This window comes from Thermodesulfobacteriota bacterium (genome assembly GCA_034189135.1).
Taxonomy (GTDB): Bacteria; Desulfobacterota; Desulfobacteria; order Desulfobacterales; family JAUWMJ01; genus JAUWMJ01.
The window spans coordinates 30982-47911 of record JAXHVO010000059.1 but is presented as its reverse complement, the minus strand read 5'-3'; the positions used below and the strand labels follow the sequence as shown (position 1 = coordinate 47911).

Annotated in this window: 17 protein-coding genes; all 17 read right to left on the bottom strand. The window is 43.9% G+C overall.

Features of this window, described 5'->3' with window-relative positions; all coding sequences use genetic code 11:
• Positions 1–9 precede the first annotated feature (9 nt).
• The 17 genes from SWH54_08115 to SWH54_08035 all read right to left on the bottom strand — a co-directional run bounded on the left by SWH54_08115 (position 10) and on the right by SWH54_08035 (position 16804).
• The gene (locus SWH54_08115) at positions 10–1887 is read right to left on the bottom strand and encodes a methyl-accepting chemotaxis protein (protein MDY6791217.1); all 1878 of its coding nucleotides are present in this window, start codon (positions 1885–1887) and stop codon (positions 10–12) included.
• 112 nt (positions 1888–1999) lie between these two features.
• Complete coding sequence (locus SWH54_08110; GenBank protein MDY6791216.1) at positions 2000–2512, bottom strand: chemotaxis protein CheW; 513 nt, start codon at positions 2510–2512, stop codon at positions 2000–2002.
• An 884-nt stretch (positions 2513–3396) separates the two neighbouring features.
• Entirely contained in the window at positions 3397–3909 is a 513-nt protein-coding gene (locus tag SWH54_08105) for a chemotaxis protein CheD (GenBank protein ID MDY6791215.1), read from the bottom strand.
• Entirely contained in the window at positions 3906–4367 is a 462-nt protein-coding gene (locus SWH54_08100) for a hypothetical protein (GenBank protein MDY6791214.1), read from the bottom strand. The genes SWH54_08105 and SWH54_08100 overlap by 4 nt, the downstream gene beginning before the upstream one ends.
• A 113-nt stretch (positions 4368–4480) precedes the next feature.
• The gene (gene flgL / locus SWH54_08095) at positions 4481–5374 is read right to left on the bottom strand and encodes a flagellar hook-associated protein FlgL (GenBank protein MDY6791213.1); all 894 of its coding nucleotides are present in this window, start codon (positions 5372–5374) and stop codon (positions 4481–4483) included.
• A gap of 160 nt (positions 5375–5534) precedes the next feature.
• Positions 5535–6917 (bottom strand): flagellar hook-associated protein FlgK, encoded by a 1383-nt coding sequence (gene flgK / locus SWH54_08090; protein ID MDY6791212.1) that lies wholly within the window; start codon positions 6915–6917, stop codon positions 5535–5537.
• Positions 6918–7004: 87 nt separating this feature from the next.
• Positions 7005–8039 (bottom strand): chemotaxis response regulator protein-glutamate methylesterase, encoded by a 1035-nt coding sequence (locus SWH54_08085; protein MDY6791211.1) that lies wholly within the window; start codon positions 8037–8039, stop codon positions 7005–7007.
• A 78-nt stretch (positions 8040–8117) separates the two neighbouring features.
• On the bottom strand, positions 8118–8612 hold the full coding sequence (locus tag SWH54_08080) for a chemotaxis protein CheX (protein ID MDY6791210.1): 495 nt from the start codon (positions 8610–8612) through the stop codon (positions 8118–8120).
• Complete coding sequence (locus SWH54_08075) at positions 8605–8994, bottom strand: response regulator (GenBank protein MDY6791209.1); 390 nt, start codon at positions 8992–8994, stop codon at positions 8605–8607. The genes SWH54_08080 and SWH54_08075 overlap by 8 nt, the downstream gene beginning before the upstream one ends.
• Before the next feature lie 13 nt (positions 8995–9007).
• Entirely contained in the window at positions 9008–9862 is an 855-nt protein-coding gene (locus tag SWH54_08070) for an HDOD domain-containing protein (protein MDY6791208.1), read from the bottom strand.
• A 5-nt stretch (positions 9863–9867) separates the two neighbouring features.
• The gene (locus tag SWH54_08065) at positions 9868–10341 is read right to left on the bottom strand and encodes a chemotaxis protein CheD (protein ID MDY6791207.1); all 474 of its coding nucleotides are present in this window, start codon (positions 10339–10341) and stop codon (positions 9868–9870) included.
• 57 nt (positions 10342–10398) lie between these two features.
• Entirely contained in the window at positions 10399–11214 is an 816-nt protein-coding gene (locus SWH54_08060) for a protein-glutamate O-methyltransferase (GenBank protein MDY6791206.1), read from the bottom strand.
• A gap of 176 nt (positions 11215–11390) precedes the next feature.
• A complete protein-coding gene (locus SWH54_08055) occupies positions 11391–14135 on the bottom strand; it encodes a chemotaxis protein CheA (GenBank protein MDY6791205.1) in 2745 nt (914 codons plus the stop codon).
• Between the two features lie 112 nt (positions 14136–14247).
• Positions 14248–14748 carry a flagellar protein FlgN gene (locus tag SWH54_08050; protein ID MDY6791204.1) on the bottom strand — a complete coding sequence of 167 codons (501 nt, stop codon included), beginning with the start codon at positions 14746–14748 and terminating at the stop codon, positions 14248–14250.
• 129 nt (positions 14749–14877) lie between these two features.
• A complete protein-coding gene (flgM, locus tag SWH54_08045) occupies positions 14878–15186 on the bottom strand; it encodes a flagellar biosynthesis anti-sigma factor FlgM (GenBank protein MDY6791203.1) in 309 nt (102 codons plus the stop codon).
• A 167-nt stretch (positions 15187–15353) separates the two neighbouring features.
• Entirely contained in the window at positions 15354–15707 is a 354-nt protein-coding gene (locus SWH54_08040; protein MDY6791202.1) for a rod-binding protein, read from the bottom strand.
• Positions 15707–16804, bottom strand: coding sequence for a flagellar basal body P-ring protein FlgI (locus SWH54_08035; GenBank protein ID MDY6791201.1), 1098 nt, complete (start codon positions 16802–16804; stop codon positions 15707–15709). The genes SWH54_08040 and SWH54_08035 overlap by 1 nt, the downstream gene beginning before the upstream one ends.
• Between the last annotated feature and the right edge of the window lie 126 nt (positions 16805–16930).

Genomic DNA, 16930 nt, shown 5'->3' with positions numbered 1-16930 from the left:
TCTTTAAATTTAGAAATCTTTAAATTCCGCATCATCCAAAGGAATGACCCGTTTGGGATTAACTTCCTTTGCCTGGTGATGCACAATCTTCTTTACTCCCTTGCCCGGTGTTTCAGCAGGAGCCTTTTGGGATATTTCTGGTCTTTTTCCTGCTCCATCGCCTGGAATCATTTTTCTCCACCCGAATGATCCTGCCCCATCTCCGGCTCCTTTTGCACTTCCGCCGACCATCGCTACGAGCTCATTCACCATACGCTTCATCTCTTCCGCCTGTGCATTCATCTGTTCCGAAGCTGACGCGGATTCCTCTGCTCCGGCGGCATTCGACTGGGTGACCTTGTCCATTTCGGTGACCGCTACATTGACCTGATCAATTCCCTGCGCCTGTTCGTTTGACGCTGCAGCAATCTCTCCGATCAATTCGGCAACCTTGGCGGAACTGGCAGCCACTTCAGCAAAAGCATCAGAAGTCGTATTTACCAGCTCGGATCCATTTTTTACTTTCTTAACCGTGTCTTCTATCAGTTCAGCAGTGTTCTTAGCGGCATCTGCAGAGCGCATGGCCAGATTTCGAACCTCTTCGGCCACCACAGCAAATCCGGCTCCGGCTTCACCGGCTCTGGCTGCTTCTACTGCTGCATTCAGTGCCAGAAGATTGGTCTGGAAGGCAATTTCATCAATGGTCTTTATAATGTTGGATGTCTCCCGGCTTGCGTTTGTGATATCGATCATGGAATCCTTAAGATTTGTCATCGATGTGCTGGCACGGCCTACCGTCTGGTTTGACTCCTGCATTAGAGCATCCGCCTGTTTTGAATTCTCGGCATTCTGCTTTGTCATGGAGGACATCTCTTCCAAGGATGCTGATGTTTCTTCAATGGAGGCCGCCTGCTCCGATGAGCCTTCCGCCAGAGACTGACTGGAAAATGAAACCTGCCCGGATGCGGATGCCACCTGCTCGGCGCTTTCATTCATCCCCTCTATGATTCGGCTGATCGGTTTTGTTATATTACATTTGGCAAACAAATAAGACCCGGCCAATACCACCGCCAAAGCAATCAGCGAAATTACACTTGTTAGCATAATGACCTGTCGGACATTTTTTTGAAATTCTCGTTTGGTTGAATCAACCTGTTTGTTCATATCAGCCATAACCGCTTTTATTTCGTTCTCCAATTCTCCCCTTTTGATATTCACTATTTTGTCGATATCATCGATATATACTCCGGTGCCCACCACCCAGTTCCATTCTTTAAAAAGCTTTACAAATGAAAGTTTGGGTTGCGGCTGGTCTGCACCGTACTTGGGCCAGTAATAATCCACGAATCCTTCACCCTGTTCACGACAGACTTTGACAAATTCCACAAATAGCCTTTTGCCGTTCGGGTCCTTGCTTTCAGAGAGATCTTTACCGTTCAGCTGCGGTTTATAAGGATGCATGACCATCTTCGGATGCATGTCGTTGATCCAGAAGTAATCCTTATTTTCGGGACCATAGCGAAGTGCGCCGATAAAACCCGCGATGCTCTCCTGTTGTTCAAGTATGATGGCCTTTTTAACCTGTTCAGTTAGTACACTTCCGCTGTCTAAGGATGTGGCATCTTTTAAGGCTTTCTTAAGGACACTCATAGTTGTCTGAACCTGTGACTTCAGGTATTCCTTTTCCCGCAACATGCGTTCCTCACGAAAGGCTTGTATTTGGCTTTTTCCGTCCGCCTTTATCCTTTCAATGTTATCAGTGCCTAGCCTTTCTATCTGGGCAACAGCCAGCTTCCCGTTTCGCATCAACTGCATAACTGAGACAAAACCTAAAATAACTGAAATCGAAATCAAGGCAACGGCGATAACCAAACTTGTTTTGGTACTTATTTTCATATTCTTAAACATTGTTATCACCTCTTCCTTGTTTGTTTGAGCAGATGAGTCGTTGAGCGGTTATGTCGTCTTATCCTTCAACAGTTCAGCCGCTCATTTACTCAACCGGTCAAAACGTTTTATTCTATGCTGCCTTTTCCAGAGCAGCAATTTCCTCATCGTTTAACACTTTATCAATATCAAGCAGAATCTTCACACCGCCTTCCATCTTGGCCATGCCAAGTATATATTCCGTATCAAGCTTTGCCCCGAATGACGGGGTTTCTTCTATATCATTACCACCGACATTCAATACCTCAGATACGGAATCTACCACCGCCCCTATTTGGACCGTTCCTGCCTGACTTTCGATTTCCACCACAATGATACAGGTCCTGTCATTGTATTCCATGGCTTCCATGCCGAATCGTAACCTCAGATCCATGACCGGTATCACCTTTCCCCTGAGGTTGATCACCCCTTTCACAAACTCAGGTGTTCGCGGCACCGTGGTAATCGGCATCATACCGATAATCTCTTTTATCTTAAGAATACCGATGCCATACTCCTCGTTCGCCAGGGTAAATGTCAGGTATTTACCTTCCTTGTCGGCCATTGCTCTTACCGCCTGATCCATTGTTTTTGTTGTTTCCGTCATTTTCTTATACCTCCCATATTGATGATTGATATATTTTTGCATTCATCGGTTTCAGGTTTTTGCCCTTTCATACTAGCATTGTCTTTTTATTTGTATCGGGATATTCTGTTAAAAACTTTAGTGAATAATGATAAACATCTGCAATCTTTGTGCCGTTCCAAATTCGATTATTGTATATAAAATAATTGATGGCTCGGTGAGTTTCTTATCAATGGTCTTTTTTATGAACCGTTTGAGCTTTAATGATTGTTAGTAGTTCGTCCGGAGGAGCGCCCATTTGCCCGTATCAGTCTTAACAATCATTTCGAGAAACCGGCGTTCGGCAGCTATCTCGCTTAGATTCAATTTGAACCAGCCCCAAAGGACAGAATCCCACGACAACGTTGATCGTCTCTGCCTGTATGGGTTTAACTGAGAAGATAGGGGGCGTGTACAGAGTGCCGGACTTATTTGTTAAGGCTGATACGGGCAAATGGGCGCTCCTCCGGACGAACTGAGTGGAGATTGAAATACTCTCCGATCCCACATCGATTGTTTTGTTTGTCACCCAGGTTTCCCGTTTTTAGACCTTACAACTTCCAAACTTACTTGGCACTAAAGTTGCATACTTATTAAATCAAACGGAATGAAGTTTCTCTCCTTTCCTTCATTCCCGCCTCCTTAAAACCCTGCCATCCCCCCGGCAGGGTTTTTATTTTTTTTTGCTTCAAAGTGAAAGTGCCAAATTATTGGCAAGACGTGTCAATTGATTGGCAAGTTTTATTGATATCTTTGAAAGCAAGGCGTGATTTAAGATGTCGTTGTTTGCTGCTGTCGGGTTTTGATCGAACGTAAGCAGCTTAATATGCTTTTGGGAGTGTGAGTGAATAATGCCCGATGTTAAACTATCTATTGCTCTTATAGGGATACCAGTCCGACTCTCTGAGTTTATCGACTTTAAATACGGCAACATCGTTTGTTGATGTATTAAAAACGATCTTTCTTCCTTTGCCTCCCCGAATATCTTCTGAGGTGACACGTATCCGCTCCCGGGCAAGAATTTTTTTTGCCGCCATGATATTCTCAAAACCGATGTCTTTGGCTGACACCTTACTGTTGTATGCCCCGCCCAATACCTGGGCTTCCAGATTTTTTATTTTGGAACCGCCATGGATCATCATGCGGATTAGGGTAATGGTAGCCACATTCCCGAATCTTGCAGTTGCCTGGGTTGAATCAGTTACAAAAGGAATTTGAAAATGATTCATCCCGCCGATTTTTTTTTTGCGGTCATAGAGGCACACGGAAACGCATGATCCAAGCACTGTGGATATAGAGGTGGGTTTTTCAGCCAGGAATATATATCCCGGTTCAAGGTAGTAATTTTCAGTTTCCTTGTTCTTAAAATTACGGATCACTTTTTTTCAATATGGATTTCCATGCTCTTCAACATTTCCCAGGCCTTTTCACGCTGAGAATCGTCCCTTGTCTTTCCGGTGACGGAAATAATGGCCTGTATTGTTTTTTCACTGAGCCCGGAATTTTTAAGCTTGATAATATCTTTCACTGTGGCAAATTTAATGGGTCTGATATCTTTGCCGTAAACAATGGTTTCGGCATTTTTTGTAAACGAGCCTTCTGTTATCAGCACCTGGATCGTTCCATCGCTGACTTTCGCCTTTTTTAGATTCACTATTTCTTCCACAGTAAACGCACATGTCTCTATGGTCTTTTCTTTAACCATTAATTGCACGGTTGTATCGCTGACCCCGGCTTTTTTCAGTTTTATAATATCTTCTCCGCTGATACACAGTCCCGCTTCAGCAAAAAGGGAGAAAAAAATTATAAGAAAAATCGGGTTGATTAATCTTTTCATTTTCTGTTTGCTATTTTTTTATTAAAAATAAAAAACAATCACGGAAACACGAAACTTGTTGAGCAGTTCTTCGGGCCTTAAAGAGTGCCACTGACTGACTTGAAGAGCTCCCTCTATTTAAGAAAATTAATAAGGCTCGGCTGAATCACCTCGGCTGCGGCCGCAAGGGCTGTTTCATATGCGGTTTCTTCGTTTTTTAAGGTGATAATCGCCTGAGCCATGTCTGCGTCTTCGGTGTTTGACAGCATATTCTTAACATTTAGTTTGAATACTTCCAGTTTGCTTTCGGTGAGCTCCAGACGCGTGTAATTGGCCGCACCGTCGGACCTTGCGCTTTCCACCTGAGAACTTGCATCAACAAGTGACTGGATCTGATTTGAAATATCTGCCTGGTTATAAACCGGATTCTCCAAAGCATCCTTAAGCTGCCTTAACACATCAAAAGTATCTGTTCCGTTATTAAAAACCTGCATCCCATCGGCATTTACCGCCAAATCCGTATTTTCTCCTATAATGATGCGAATCTCGCCCGCATCGCCATGGTAGGTTGCATTATATGCCGCATCACGGGTAAAGGGAACCGCCCCTGTTTCATGACCGGCAAACATATACCGGTCACCGAGTTTGGTGTTTGCCAGCTGCATGACCTGGTCATATATTGTTTTTACCTGTTCAGCAGCGATGGCTCTGTCACTCCTTGGTGAACTTCCTTCAGACTGAACAACAGCGATCTCCTTTGCTTGTCTGAGCATGTCATTTACCTCATCCAAAACAACTTCACTGTGCTCAACCCACATTTTTCCCTGAGTCAAATTCCTGTGATACTGCTCTATGGAAGAAATGGCTTTGCGATAATCCAGAATCTTTTCCATTCCTATGGGATCATCGGATGGTCTGTTAATGATTTTTTCGGTGGCCACCACTTCCTGCGCAGCTAATAGCCGATTGGCCTGCTTAAAGAGATTGGCAGACACAGTATCCGTCATCATTTTATTCGTTACTCGCATGGTATACCCCCATTGAAGCCAGGAAGCTGAGAGGCCGGCAATATAGGAAGCATTAAAGCCTCCGACCGCCTAAAATCCCAACCTTAAAACTTCTACCTGGCTTATAATATTTACTTTAGATTTTTTTTATTATTAATATCCTTTCAGCAACAAACAACTATTATACCATATTCATAACGGTATTCATCATTTCATCCACGGCAGTGATTAGCTTGGCTGCGGCATCGTAAGCGTGCTGAAATTTGACAAGGTTTACCATTTCTTCGTCAAGGCTGACACCGGAAATTGATTCTCGATAATTATCCAGATTTGCAACCATGGCTGTTTGATGATCGTAATTGGTCTGGGCGAACTGCACAGCGATTCCCACGTCACTGACCAAGGAATTATAAAAATCATCATAGGTGGCTGTCCCTCCACTCATGAGGAGACTGTTTTGCAGGTTGGCAATGGCTATGGCATTGCTGTTGTCTCCCGGTGCTCCTGTTCCTGATGCTGCGATCAGGTTGACGTTGTTGACGATATTTGTATCGATTGCAATATCCGAGGCCGATGTACCGGTAAAAAATGCCCCTCCGGCTATTCCGTTCAGATCAAATCCCAAACCATGAAGGTTGTTCACTTCGGCAATTATACTTGAAGCCACATTATCCAGCCTGGTTTTATAATCTTCAATGGCCACATCCCTGACTTCAAGCCAGCCTTTTAACTTTCCGCCGGAAATATCATTGGTGATGTCCACGTTGTTTCCGTCACGATCGACCCAGACAACATTCTGGTGACCGGAAGCATTGGTGACAGTTGATAAGCTTAAGGAGTATGGTGGTTGAACCAGGGGTTTTCCGTTACCGACTAAAACAGTAACCTGTCCATCGTTTCCTTCAAAAGTACTGATATCTATCATTGAAGAAAGTTCTTTGAGATATAAATCCCGCTTATCTCTCAGATCGTTTGCATTTTGTCCGCTTTTTTCAATATCGCTTATCTTGGCGTTAAGATCGGAAATTTGTCCGGCCATGGTGTTGATTTCGCTAACCGCTCCCTCAATGCTGCTGTCCATGTCGTTTTGCAGCTGGTTTAAATCGGACGATATTTTATTAAATGTCTCGGCCATGATCTCGCTTTTTGCCACAAGCATTTGCCTTTCTGTATGACCTTCCGGGTTATTGGTCAGGTCCTGCCAGGCATTGAAGAAATCTCCCATTGCCTGATTCAATCCGAATCCGGTGGTTTCATCAAAGACGATTTCCACTCTTTCAAGCGAGCTTGTTTGCGCTTCCCATTTTCCCAGGTTATAGCTTTCGGCATTGATTTGTGAGCCTAAAAATTGATCGTAAATCCTTTGAATATCCGAAGCCTTGACACCTGCCCCTATCTGACCGGGGCTACTGGTTAATCCCGGGTTTGTTGACAAATTCACCCGTTGGCGGGAATAGCCTGGCGTATTCACATTGGCGATATTATGCCCTGTGATACTTATCGCCTGTTGGTGGGCAAGAAGCGCTCCCCTTCCCAGATCAAGCAATCCGATGATGTTTGACATATCTGTTTACCTCTATTCACCACGGAGGGACACGGAATATCACAGATTTTTTCAGTGTATCTCCGTGAAAATCCGTGGTAGATTTCCTTATTTTTTCTTTAACGCATTAACGATGGCCTGCGGAATATTCTTAAGGGGAACGACTTCGTGGGCAGCCCCAAGTTTGATGGCCTCTTTAGGCATACCAAATACCACACAGGATGCTTCATCCTGTGCTATTGTACACCCACCGCTTTGTTTCATGGCCAGCATTCCTTTTGCTCCGTCCCCCCCCATTCCGGTAAGCATCACACCCACAGAATTTTTCCCAGCGTTCCTCGCGACTGACTGGAATAGAACTTCCACGCTGGGTCGCTGGTAATGGACCCGAGGCCCTTTTTTTAATTTTACAATGTACACCCCTCCGTTCCTGTTAAGCACCATGTGATAGTTACCCGGTGCAAGTAAAGCAACCCCGGGAACCACGTGATCGCTATCCTTTGCTTCGCGCACTTCCATCTGGCACAGTTCATTAAGCCTTTCGGAAAAGGATTTTGTAAAATTTTCCGGCATATGCTGCACAATCACGGTGCCCGGAGTTGTTGCGGGCATATTGCATAAAACAGCTTCAATGGCCTTGGTTCCTCCGGTTGAAGCTCCAATGGCAATCACTTTATGTGTTGTCTTAGTGAGCAGGCCCTTTAAACTCTCATTATTCACCGGAATTTTGGTTTTAATCTGATTGACATCAATTTTTGCAGATGCAGCCATTCGGATGGACCGAGCCAGGTTTTGTGAAACATTTTTAGTTGAATATGCTTCCCCAGGCTTGCACAGGACATCAACCGCTCCAAGATCCAGAGCCTTTAAAGCTGTTTGGCTGTTTTTTGGTGTAAGCGAGCTTAAAACTACCACCGGCTTGGGATAGTACTTCATCAGTTTTCCCAAAAACGTCAGTCCATCCATTCGCGGCATTTCCAGGTCCAGGGTGATGACGTCCGGCTTAAGCTTAACAATCTTGTCTCGTGCCACATACGGATCAACCGCCGTTCCGATTATTTCAATATCGCTATACTTTGATAACTCTTCGCTCATTACTTTACGCACGATTGCCGAGTCATCTACTATAAGAACTTTAATCATTTCTCATCTCTTCTTTCAGACTTGGATAAACAGTTAAGCAGGAATTAAAATCTTTCGTCAATTAATCCGCTCAACCATTCATCCGCTGAACGATTCACCCGCTTCAGGGATATTACCCTTTACGAATAATACGAGATCGCATCTTCCCTCATCGAGGGAAAGCTTTACATCTGACACAGGGTCTTCCCCGTCTTTGCCCGTTATATTTTCACCTGCAGGAATAATCTTCGGCACACCGATGTTGAAAACCGCCTGCTTCCCGCCAATTGCCGGCAAAATATTTCCACAAATCACATTGATGGTTTCTTTCAGGGCATCATTTTTATCATCCAGTGTAATGTCATCTTCGTCATCAGCGCCGAGCATGTTTACCGCAATTTCGCCCAGAACCTCCCCTGATACTTTCATCCCGAGTGTCCCTGAAAAAGGACCGGTAAATGAAACGCACACCCCTGTGTCAGGATCTTTTTCAATTGCTTCCTCAGGGTCATACAAAGATGCAAACATAAACGCCAGTTTTTCTAAAGTCTCTGCAGCTGTTTTTAAAATTATATCGTCTATTTTCTCATTCATCACCTTCTCCTACTCCTGTGACTTCGGATATGGTATCCCTGATTATTTCCGGTGTAAAAGGTTTTTGAATAAACCTCGCGCCTTTTTCCTTTAGACGATCAATACGGGTGCTGCTTCCTTCTGTGGAGATGACCACAACCGGAATGTCGCTTGTTTCAGCACGTTGCTGCATGGCATCCATCATTTCCTCGCCGTTCATTACCGGCATATTGATGTCCAGGATAACGATATCAATCCAGCTTTTTGTCAACTCTTCCAGTCCTTCCCTGCCGTTGCCAGCCTGCTTTATCTCTCCGATCGGAATGCCGCACATACCCATGGTTTTAATAATCATCTTTCTCATCACAGCGCTGTCATCGACAATCAGTATATTTAGAGCCATTATTACCCTCTCCTCAAGCATCAACTTCCTGGTTTATTTCATAAACATCCGTCAAATCACTGACCCAATCCAGTGTATAACTGGCAACCTTTTCAAGGTTCGCCGGCTTTATCCCCAGCCTTTGGGTCACCACCGGTGACGGTCTGTACTGGAGGCCCTCTCTGCCCACACCGATACCGATCATTAAACATAAAACATTTGCCACATGAACGATATCGATTAACGTGCTTGATTCATCGGCAGCATCAGGATCGTGGTGCCATCTTACAGCACTTACAATTTCTGCGGGCAATCCCCAGTTTTCAAGTATTTTTGCACCTATTTGGGCATGGTCGATTCCAAAGACGATATGCTCTGCTTCTTCAAATGAAACATCCTGGGATACTATTTTGTCAATTTTATTAATATCGTCCTTCATGAGCTCCCCCATAACAAGCTTGCCCACGTCATGAAGAAGTGCGGCAGTAAATATTTCATCAGCTTCAGAAGTATTCAGCTCAGCAATCAGGCCTTCTGCGGCAACAGATACTGCAATTGAATGACGCCACATTTCACCCGGCGGCAAGTCGTAACCCGGAACAAATTTACTCATCAGGGAGTTTACACAGGATGTCATCACAATTTGCATTAATCTTTTTACACCCAGCAGGACAATTGCCTTGTGTACAGACCCTATTTTAGATGGAAACCCGAAGTAAGCAGAGTTTGACAGCTTTAAGACATTGGCGGTAAGACCTGGATCCATACGTAAGATTTCTTCTATCTCGACCACGGCAGCATTGGAATCATCAAGCAGGGAAATCAGTTTTGTGGTTGCACCGGGCAGGCTGGGGAACGCCTCTACCTTTGCAATAATATTTGAATCCATTGTCTTTAGAGTTCCTCTTTTTGTCCGTTACTGCTAATTATTGTTTTACCGGTTGAAATATCAAAATTAACCGTACGGCTTTTTGTTCCGCCGACATCTTCTGCATTAAGGAGGATATTATTTTTCCATAAAAGTTTTTTCAGCACAGTGTAGTTCCGATGGCCTATTTTAAACATTTCATTCCTACCCATGGGGTTCCCACAACCGGTTGCCTTAACCACCAATCTCGATTTTTCTGCACCCATTTCGTACAGTGCTTGAAACAGGGCTGGAACTCCCGTATCAACGAACATGTAAGGATTGGCCTGGGCTTTATCCCTGTTAATTTTTGACAATGGAAGCATGGCATGTAAAAGACCGCCGATTTTTTCCTGCGGGTCATAAACCATCAATCCCAGACAGCTGCCCAAGGCGTGGGTGATCAAAAAGTCTTCTCTGTTTCCGGTCTTCATGTCGCCGACTACAATTATATGTCTCATATATGCAAACCGTGTATTTGAATCGTTTCTGGCTAAAATTAAGCTGAGCTACAATGTCTATTTCCGATAGGTTGCCGGTTTTATATAATTAAAATTATGCTGAACACCGGACAATCCTTCCGAATGACCGACAAAAAGATGCCCACCCGGCTCCAGGTAATCATAGAATCGATTTATCAATTTTTCCTGGGTGGGCCGGTCAAAATAAATCATCACATTGCGACAGAAAATCACATTAAAAGTTCCTTTCATGGGCCAATTTTCCATGAGATTTAACCAGGCCACCCGAACAATTGAACGGACATTATCTTTTACCTTATAAAACGTGCTCGGATTCTTGGAAACTTTGGTAAAATATTTATGCAAAAACGCTTTGGGAAGGTCACGGATGTTTTCCTCGCTGTAAACAGCGTCTTTGACCTTTTTAAGCATTCCAGACGATATATCGGTCGCCAGAATAAGGACATCCTTTGACTCAACTCCCCGCAGTTTTTCCATAAGCGAAATTGCGATCGAATAAGGCTCTTCTCCTGAAGAACAGGCAGCACTCCAAAACCTCATCCTGTTGTTTTTCAGCCTTGGCAATATCTCCCTTTCCATATATTTGAAATGCTCTACCTCACGGAAAAAACTGGTCTTGTTGGTTGTCATTATATCAAGCATCGCCCTCAGTTCGTTGGCCCCCTCAGTACTTTCGATGTGCGTCATATACTCTTCAACATCTGTCATTCCTAAAATACGTAGTCGTTTGGCAAGACGTGCCCTGACCAGAGCTTCCTTACCCCTTTTCAATGCAATGCCGCTGTATTGGTAAACAATCCGGCTTATTTTTTTAAACTGCCTGTCATTTAGCTCAAACGAAACCAATGCCATTTGTTCCTTTCTTCTCCTGTAGATATGCAGAGCATGTCATTTTCTTCCTTCCGCCTATCACCATTGGGCCTTAACTTTTCCTTGAACAGCACAGTTGAAAGCAATAACGGATACTTTTATCATTTTAGCTGTCTTCATCGGCCGTCAACCATCCACTATGAGCCAGTTCTCTCCCATCATGCCGCAAGCACCTGCGTTCCTGCCGCCCCTGGTCCATCCCCTTCCTCTTTTTCCTGCACCTCATTAGAAAACTTTAAAAGTCCTGCCACATCAATAATCAGTCCAACCCTTCCGCTGGGCATAATCGCACCGCCCGAAATCCCAGGTGTACTTTTCATGGTGCCACCCAGTGTTTTTATAACTACCTGCTGCCGGCCGATAAGCTCATCTATTAAAAGTCCTGCCTGTTTTTCTTCATCTTCAACAATAACAACCAGCGACATGTCTTCGTCTTTGGGTGTACTTGCAATGTCGTATAAAGCGGACATGTTTATCAAAGGGATAAGCTCCCCTTGAAGTGATAACATTTCGCCTTTTTCAAATACATTGGTGATATTTTTGGAGTCTGGTTTAATAGACCTTATGATAGAACCTGTTGGGATGACATAGGTTTCATTTCCCACCCGAACAACCATCCCGTCGATAATTGCAAGAGTCAGAGGAAGGCTCATTCTGAAAACGCTTCCCTTTCCCAGTTCAGATTTTATTTCAGCCTGCCCCCGCAAGGATTCTATATTTTTTCTGACCACATCCATACCCACACCGCGTCCTGATACATCGGTTACGGCCTCAGCAGTGGAAAATCCTGGCTCAAAAATCATATTAAACACTTCTTTGTCGGTTAAGGTATTATCATTAAAATCGGGGGAGTCGCTGATAAAACCTTTTTCTTTTGCTTTGGCAATGAGGGCCTTCCGATCAAGACCCTTACCGTCGTCTGATATTTCCACCACCACACTTCCGGCTGAATGATAAGCGGTCAGTTTAACCACACCGGTTTCATCTTTACCATTCTTTTTCCGTGCTTCCGGCGGTTCAATTCCATGATCCACTGCATTTCTTACCATATGTACCAGCGGATCATTGATGACATCCACCAGGTTCCGATCGATTTCCGTATCTTCACCTTCGGTCACAAAGTTCACCTTTTTACCGATCTTTCGTGATATATCACGCACAAGCCGGGCCATTTTATTAAAAGTCGATTTAAGGGGAACCATCCTCATAGACATGCTTATATCCTGAAGCTCTCGAACAATCTTGCTAGTTAGAGAGACTTTTTTTTGGAGTTCAATATTACTGCCGTCCACAATCAGCTCGTCCTGAGCTACCATGGAATGCGCAATTACAAGCTCTCCCACCATATCGATCAGACGGTCCAACCTTCTGGTGCCAACCCGTACCGATGATTCAACCACCCGGCCTCCGCTTTTCATTTTTTTCTGAGTTCTAAGTGCCTGGCCCACATCAGCAGCAGTGGCTGCCTTTGATTTTATTAGCTGGGTACCAATCTTTTCATCTTTACAGGTGTCGGCAATTTTTTCCAGCTCTTCTCTCTCAATTTTTCCCTGGGCAACCAGAATATCTCCCACCCTGGGTTCATCGATCACATCTTCATCAGCGGAAACACCGGCTGCTTCAGGGTCTTTGAGAACCTTCATTAATTCGTCATAACCAGCCGGTTTTAAAAGGGGCTTTCCGCCAATGGCATCCTTAACAGACCGTAGTATTCCCTTTAACATATCCAGTGCGCGAAGTGATAAATCGGCATATCCTCCGCTGTAACGTATTTCTCCGTCACGCACACGGCTTAAAAGTGACTCAGCATGGTGACCCATTTCGGCAAGCAGGGTGAGTTCTAAAAATGCTGAAGTTCCCTTTACGGTGTGAAAAGCCCGAAAAATTTTATCGACAGATTCCAAATCGTCCGGATCTGTTTCAAGTGTTAGCAGTGCCTCTTCAGCGCTTTCAAATAAATCATTTCCTTCAGCAATAAATTCGGCGATCAATTCAACGTCAGCATCTTCAGGCATGTAATCTTGCTCAGGTTCTTTTGCAGGTTGCGGATCATCCTTCTGCCCAGCAGTTTTTCCAACTCGTTCAATGTGTTCCTTATGTTCAGTTTCGCTGTCCGGCTTTTCCGTCTCCGTCCTTTCAGCCCTATGTTTCTCATCTTTGATTTGGGGCGCATCGCCCTGATCATTCCCCTGTTTTTTGGCCGAAACAGCACTTCCTGCCGGAACCGATTTCTCATTTCCTTCCCTGCCGTAATCTCCGGCTACATTCATTGCTTCTTCCAAGAGGTCGCCCACTTCTTCCATCGCTGCATCAGCATCAGTTGACCCTTCTTTCAGGATCATGGTTATTTTCTCGGCAGCATCGGTAATGTATTGGCGGGAAGATTCAGGATACGATTCATCAGCGGCCATTTTTTCCAAACACTCCCTTAAATCATTTAGTCCTCTGTCATCTCCTGCTTCAAGCTGGATTAGCGCAACCGCCGCTTCATCAAGAGATAATTTTTCACTTTTTTCTTTGTTTTCTGTTTGGGGAGAAGACCCCCTGTCATTTTTAGACTGCTCGTCTAAAATTTTTTTCAGTGCTTTCCCCGATTCACTTAACAGGGGTTTTCCTGCTTTTTTATCCTTTATATACTTTTCTGAACCAATCAATGCTTCTGATATGGCGGATACCAAAGAAAGGAAATCATCGGTGGTTTTTTGACATATTCGCTCTAACCCGCTAAGACAAAGGTTTAAAATTTCAGTTACCTTGGATTTGTTTTTGGGCAGGTCTTTTTTAACCTTTTCCAGTTCACCATGAATGTGTTTCCACTCATCGGTGTCACCAATGCTGAACGAATCTATATCCTCTCCAATTTGGTTTAAAATTTTAATAAGCTTTTGATCTTTTTTGGTCATTTCTGATATCCTTCAATTTTTTTACCCGGAATTTTACGGAATATCAAAGCTTTAATCATGCCTGAACAGAAGTCAGAAGTCTGCTTTTTAATTTGTGTCTTCTATCTGTCTTTTATACTTCACCCGACAGAACATTGCCGCCCTGATGGCCGGGTTGTACCCTGCCGGTTCGATGATAAACCTGGCCCGGAGCAATAATGTTTTGCAATAAAGTTAATGCGCCTTTTACGAAATTAAGGGAATGGGCAAACATACTCTTATTGCCGGTATTGGCGTGACTTATGTTTTGGGTTAATTTTAACAGTTGTAAGCCGCAATTTTTAAGACGGATGGAGTATGGCTCTTTGACCGATTGAGCCAATTTTGTCAAGGTAAGCTCATGTGGAAGAACTTTTAAGGATTCTGAAATCTTATTCATTACATGCGTTCTTTTTTTTTCAACGGAACGCATATTAAAAAGAAGACCTTCTTTTTCTGCCAAAGCCTTATTTAATTCGTTTAGATCTGAAGTTAAAAACGCTTCTTTTTCTTGCTTAAAAACAGGAAGCAGGGATCGAGAAATGTCTATTTCGTCTTCAAGAAGTTTAAGCAGTTCTTTTAATAATATTTCCATAGGGATCCCTAATCTTTATAGTGGTTGTCAAAAATCCATTTCGTAAACCAAACGTTCCTTTTCTGCATCCACATATACCGCAATTTCATATTGCGGAACATATTCATGGAAAGCGATATAAACATGCATTTATAACAGTTCATCAAGGATAGATTCTTTTAACATCTTGAAGGCAATTTTTTCCCCATCAATTTTGTATGTTCCCTGATCGACCTGCTCTTTCAGCTTCGCCACTTTTTCTTCCCTGATATCGGGAAGCTCTTTGATGAGCTTTGTCGCTTCCTGTACCTCTTTTGCCTTGGGTGATAGTACAACTTTATCCCCCTTCACCTGCCGAGACGCGTCCGGTTTGGCTGAACCGTCTAACTTTTTGCCATCCTGAATATTATTAACATAATTCCGGATATTTAAAGAAGAATTGTTATCGGTTATTTTCATTGATGAAACCTCCTTTTAAATCTAATGTCTGTTGCCCCCATTTTATTTTTTTCTACCACCAGGATAGCTCATTTTAGCTTTCCCATTCCCTGACGGCAAGAAAGAGAGTGTTGTATTTTTAATGAAACTTACAATTCTAATATCGGCCTAAATGACAAAACCTTTAGCTATTTTTTTACATTTTCATTTTGTTTGAGCTGTTGCATCAATATGGAAGAAATACCGATTCCACCTTTTTGGGCGAACTGTTTTGCCATATGGGTATCCAGCATGGAAGTGTAGATTTCCTCAGCTCGACCTCCTGATATAAATCCTGATTTATCAATGGTTTGTCGCATTTCCTGTAAGAGGTAATTAATAAAAAGAGACTCGAGCTCACAACATGTGTCTTTCAACTCCGCATCTCTTTGACCGGAAAATGCAGCTCCCCCGGATTTAATCGAATGTTTCACCCTTTGTATTTCATTGCTCAGACTAATGGTTTTGACCGGTATATTCGACAAATTGATCGGATCAGGCATTATATGATCTCCAACTTAGCTTGAAGCGCGCCTGCCGCTTTCAAAGCCTGAAAAATGGATATCAGATCCCTGGGGGAAACTCCCAGTGCATTCAAGCCTCTTACCAACTCTCCAATACTCACCCCGGATTTTACCAAAAAGATGGGGTTTTTCCCTTCCCGAACAAGGACATCCGACTCAGGCGTCACTTCCGTCTGTCCCTTGGAGAATGGAAGGGGCTGGGAAACATCCTCTGTTTCCCTGATCTGGACGCTCAGGTTTCCATGTGCGATGGCAATGGTCGAAATCCTGACATTCTCACCCATAATGACTGTTCCGGTTCGTTCATTGATCACCACCTTGGAAGCAATATCCGGTGTAACCCCCAGACCTTCAATTAGCGTTATCAGGCTTACCAAGTTCTCTGAATATTTTTCCGGAACTTTAATTTTTACAGTTCCGGCATCCGGAGTATAGGCCACATTTTCCAGCAAAGCTTCATTTATCGCCATTGCAATGCGGGATACTGTAGTAAAATCGGGATGGTGTAACGCCAGTGACAATGTTTCCTTTTGGTCAAAGTCGATCTGTATCTCCCTTTCTATCAAGGCACCGCCTACCAACCTTCCCACTGTGGGAAAGTTTTTTTGTACCCCGCTGCCTGAAGTACCTTCGGCTGAAAAGCCTCCGGTACTAACAGGCCCCTGGGCCACCGCATAAATTTTTCCATCAGGCGCCTTAAGGGGCGTCAACAAAAGTGTTCCGCCCTGGAGGTTTTTTGCTCCGCCGATGGAGCTGACGATAACATCAACTCTGCTTCCGACCCTTGCAAAGGGGGGAAGTTCGGCCGTAAGCATCACGGCAGCAACGTTGTCACCTTTGATATCGTTACTGTTTACCGTCACCCCCATTTTTTCAAGCATACCCCCCACTGACTGAATGGTAAATTTTGACTTTTTACCGTCACCCGTTCCGTCCAGTCCCACCACCAAACCATATCCGATGAGCTGATTGGAACGTACCCCTTTTATTTCAGTTATATCCTTAATTCTGACGGCATCTGCACTTCCCCACAGAAAGACCAATATCACTGAGATGAGTCCGATTTTTTTAATCATATTTCTTACCATATAAACCTACCCCGACCGGGCTGAAAAAAATGTGAGCTTCCCTCGATGACCGCTTTGCTCGAAGAGTGCCACTTTCGAGAAACGCTTTGCTCTGAGCGTTAAATTCGCCGTAGT

Bases quoted from the DNA above. Each gene is read 5' to 3' on its own strand.
- SWH54_08055 (MDY6791205.1), bottom strand. From the start codon at position 14,135: ATGACCAAAAAAGATCAAAAGCTTATTAAAATTTTAAACCAAATTGGA.
- flgL (MDY6791213.1), bottom strand. From the start codon at position 5,374: ATGCGAGTAACGAATAAAATGATGACGGATACTGTGTCTGCCAATCTC.
- SWH54_08070 (MDY6791208.1), bottom strand. From the start codon at position 9,862: ATGGATTCAAATATTATTGCAAAGGTAGAGGCGTTCCCCAGCCTGCCC.
- SWH54_08075 (MDY6791209.1), bottom strand. From the start codon at position 8,994: ATGGCTCTAAATATACTGATTGTCGATGACAGCGCTGTGATGAGAAAG.
- SWH54_08060 (MDY6791206.1), bottom strand. From the start codon at position 11,214: ATGGCATTGGTTTCGTTTGAGCTAAATGACAGGCAGTTTAAAAAAATA.
- SWH54_08115 (MDY6791217.1), bottom strand. From the start codon at position 1,887: ATGTTTAAGAATATGAAAATAAGTACCAAAACAAGTTTGGTTATCGCC.
- SWH54_08035 (MDY6791201.1), bottom strand. From the start codon at position 16,804: ATGATTAAAAAAATCGGACTCATCTCAGTGATATTGGTCTTTCTGTGG.
- SWH54_08100 (MDY6791214.1), bottom strand. From the start codon at position 4,367: ATGAAAAGATTAATCAACCCGATTTTTCTTATAATTTTTTTCTCCCTT.
- SWH54_08085 (MDY6791211.1), bottom strand. From the start codon at position 8,039: ATGATTAAAGTTCTTATAGTAGATGACTCGGCAATCGTGCGTAAAGTA.
- SWH54_08050 (MDY6791204.1), bottom strand. From the start codon at position 14,748: ATGGAAATATTATTAAAAGAACTGCTTAAACTTCTTGAAGACGAAATA.
- SWH54_08080 (MDY6791210.1), bottom strand. From the start codon at position 8,612: ATGAATGAGAAAATAGACGATATAATTTTAAAAACAGCTGCAGAGACT.
- flgM (MDY6791203.1), bottom strand. From the start codon at position 15,186: ATGAAAATAACCGATAACAATTCTTCTTTAAATATCCGGAATTATGTT.
- SWH54_08110 (MDY6791216.1), bottom strand. From the start codon at position 2,512: ATGACGGAAACAACAAAAACAATGGATCAGGCGGTAAGAGCAATGGCC.
- SWH54_08065 (MDY6791207.1), bottom strand. From the start codon at position 10,341: ATGAGACATATAATTGTAGTCGGCGACATGAAGACCGGAAACAGAGAA.
- SWH54_08040 (MDY6791202.1), bottom strand. From the start codon at position 15,707: ATGCCTGATCCGATCAATTTGTCGAATATACCGGTCAAAACCATTAGT.
- flgK (MDY6791212.1), bottom strand. From the start codon at position 6,917: ATGTCAAACATCATCGGATTGCTTGATCTGGGAAGGGGAGCGCTTCTT.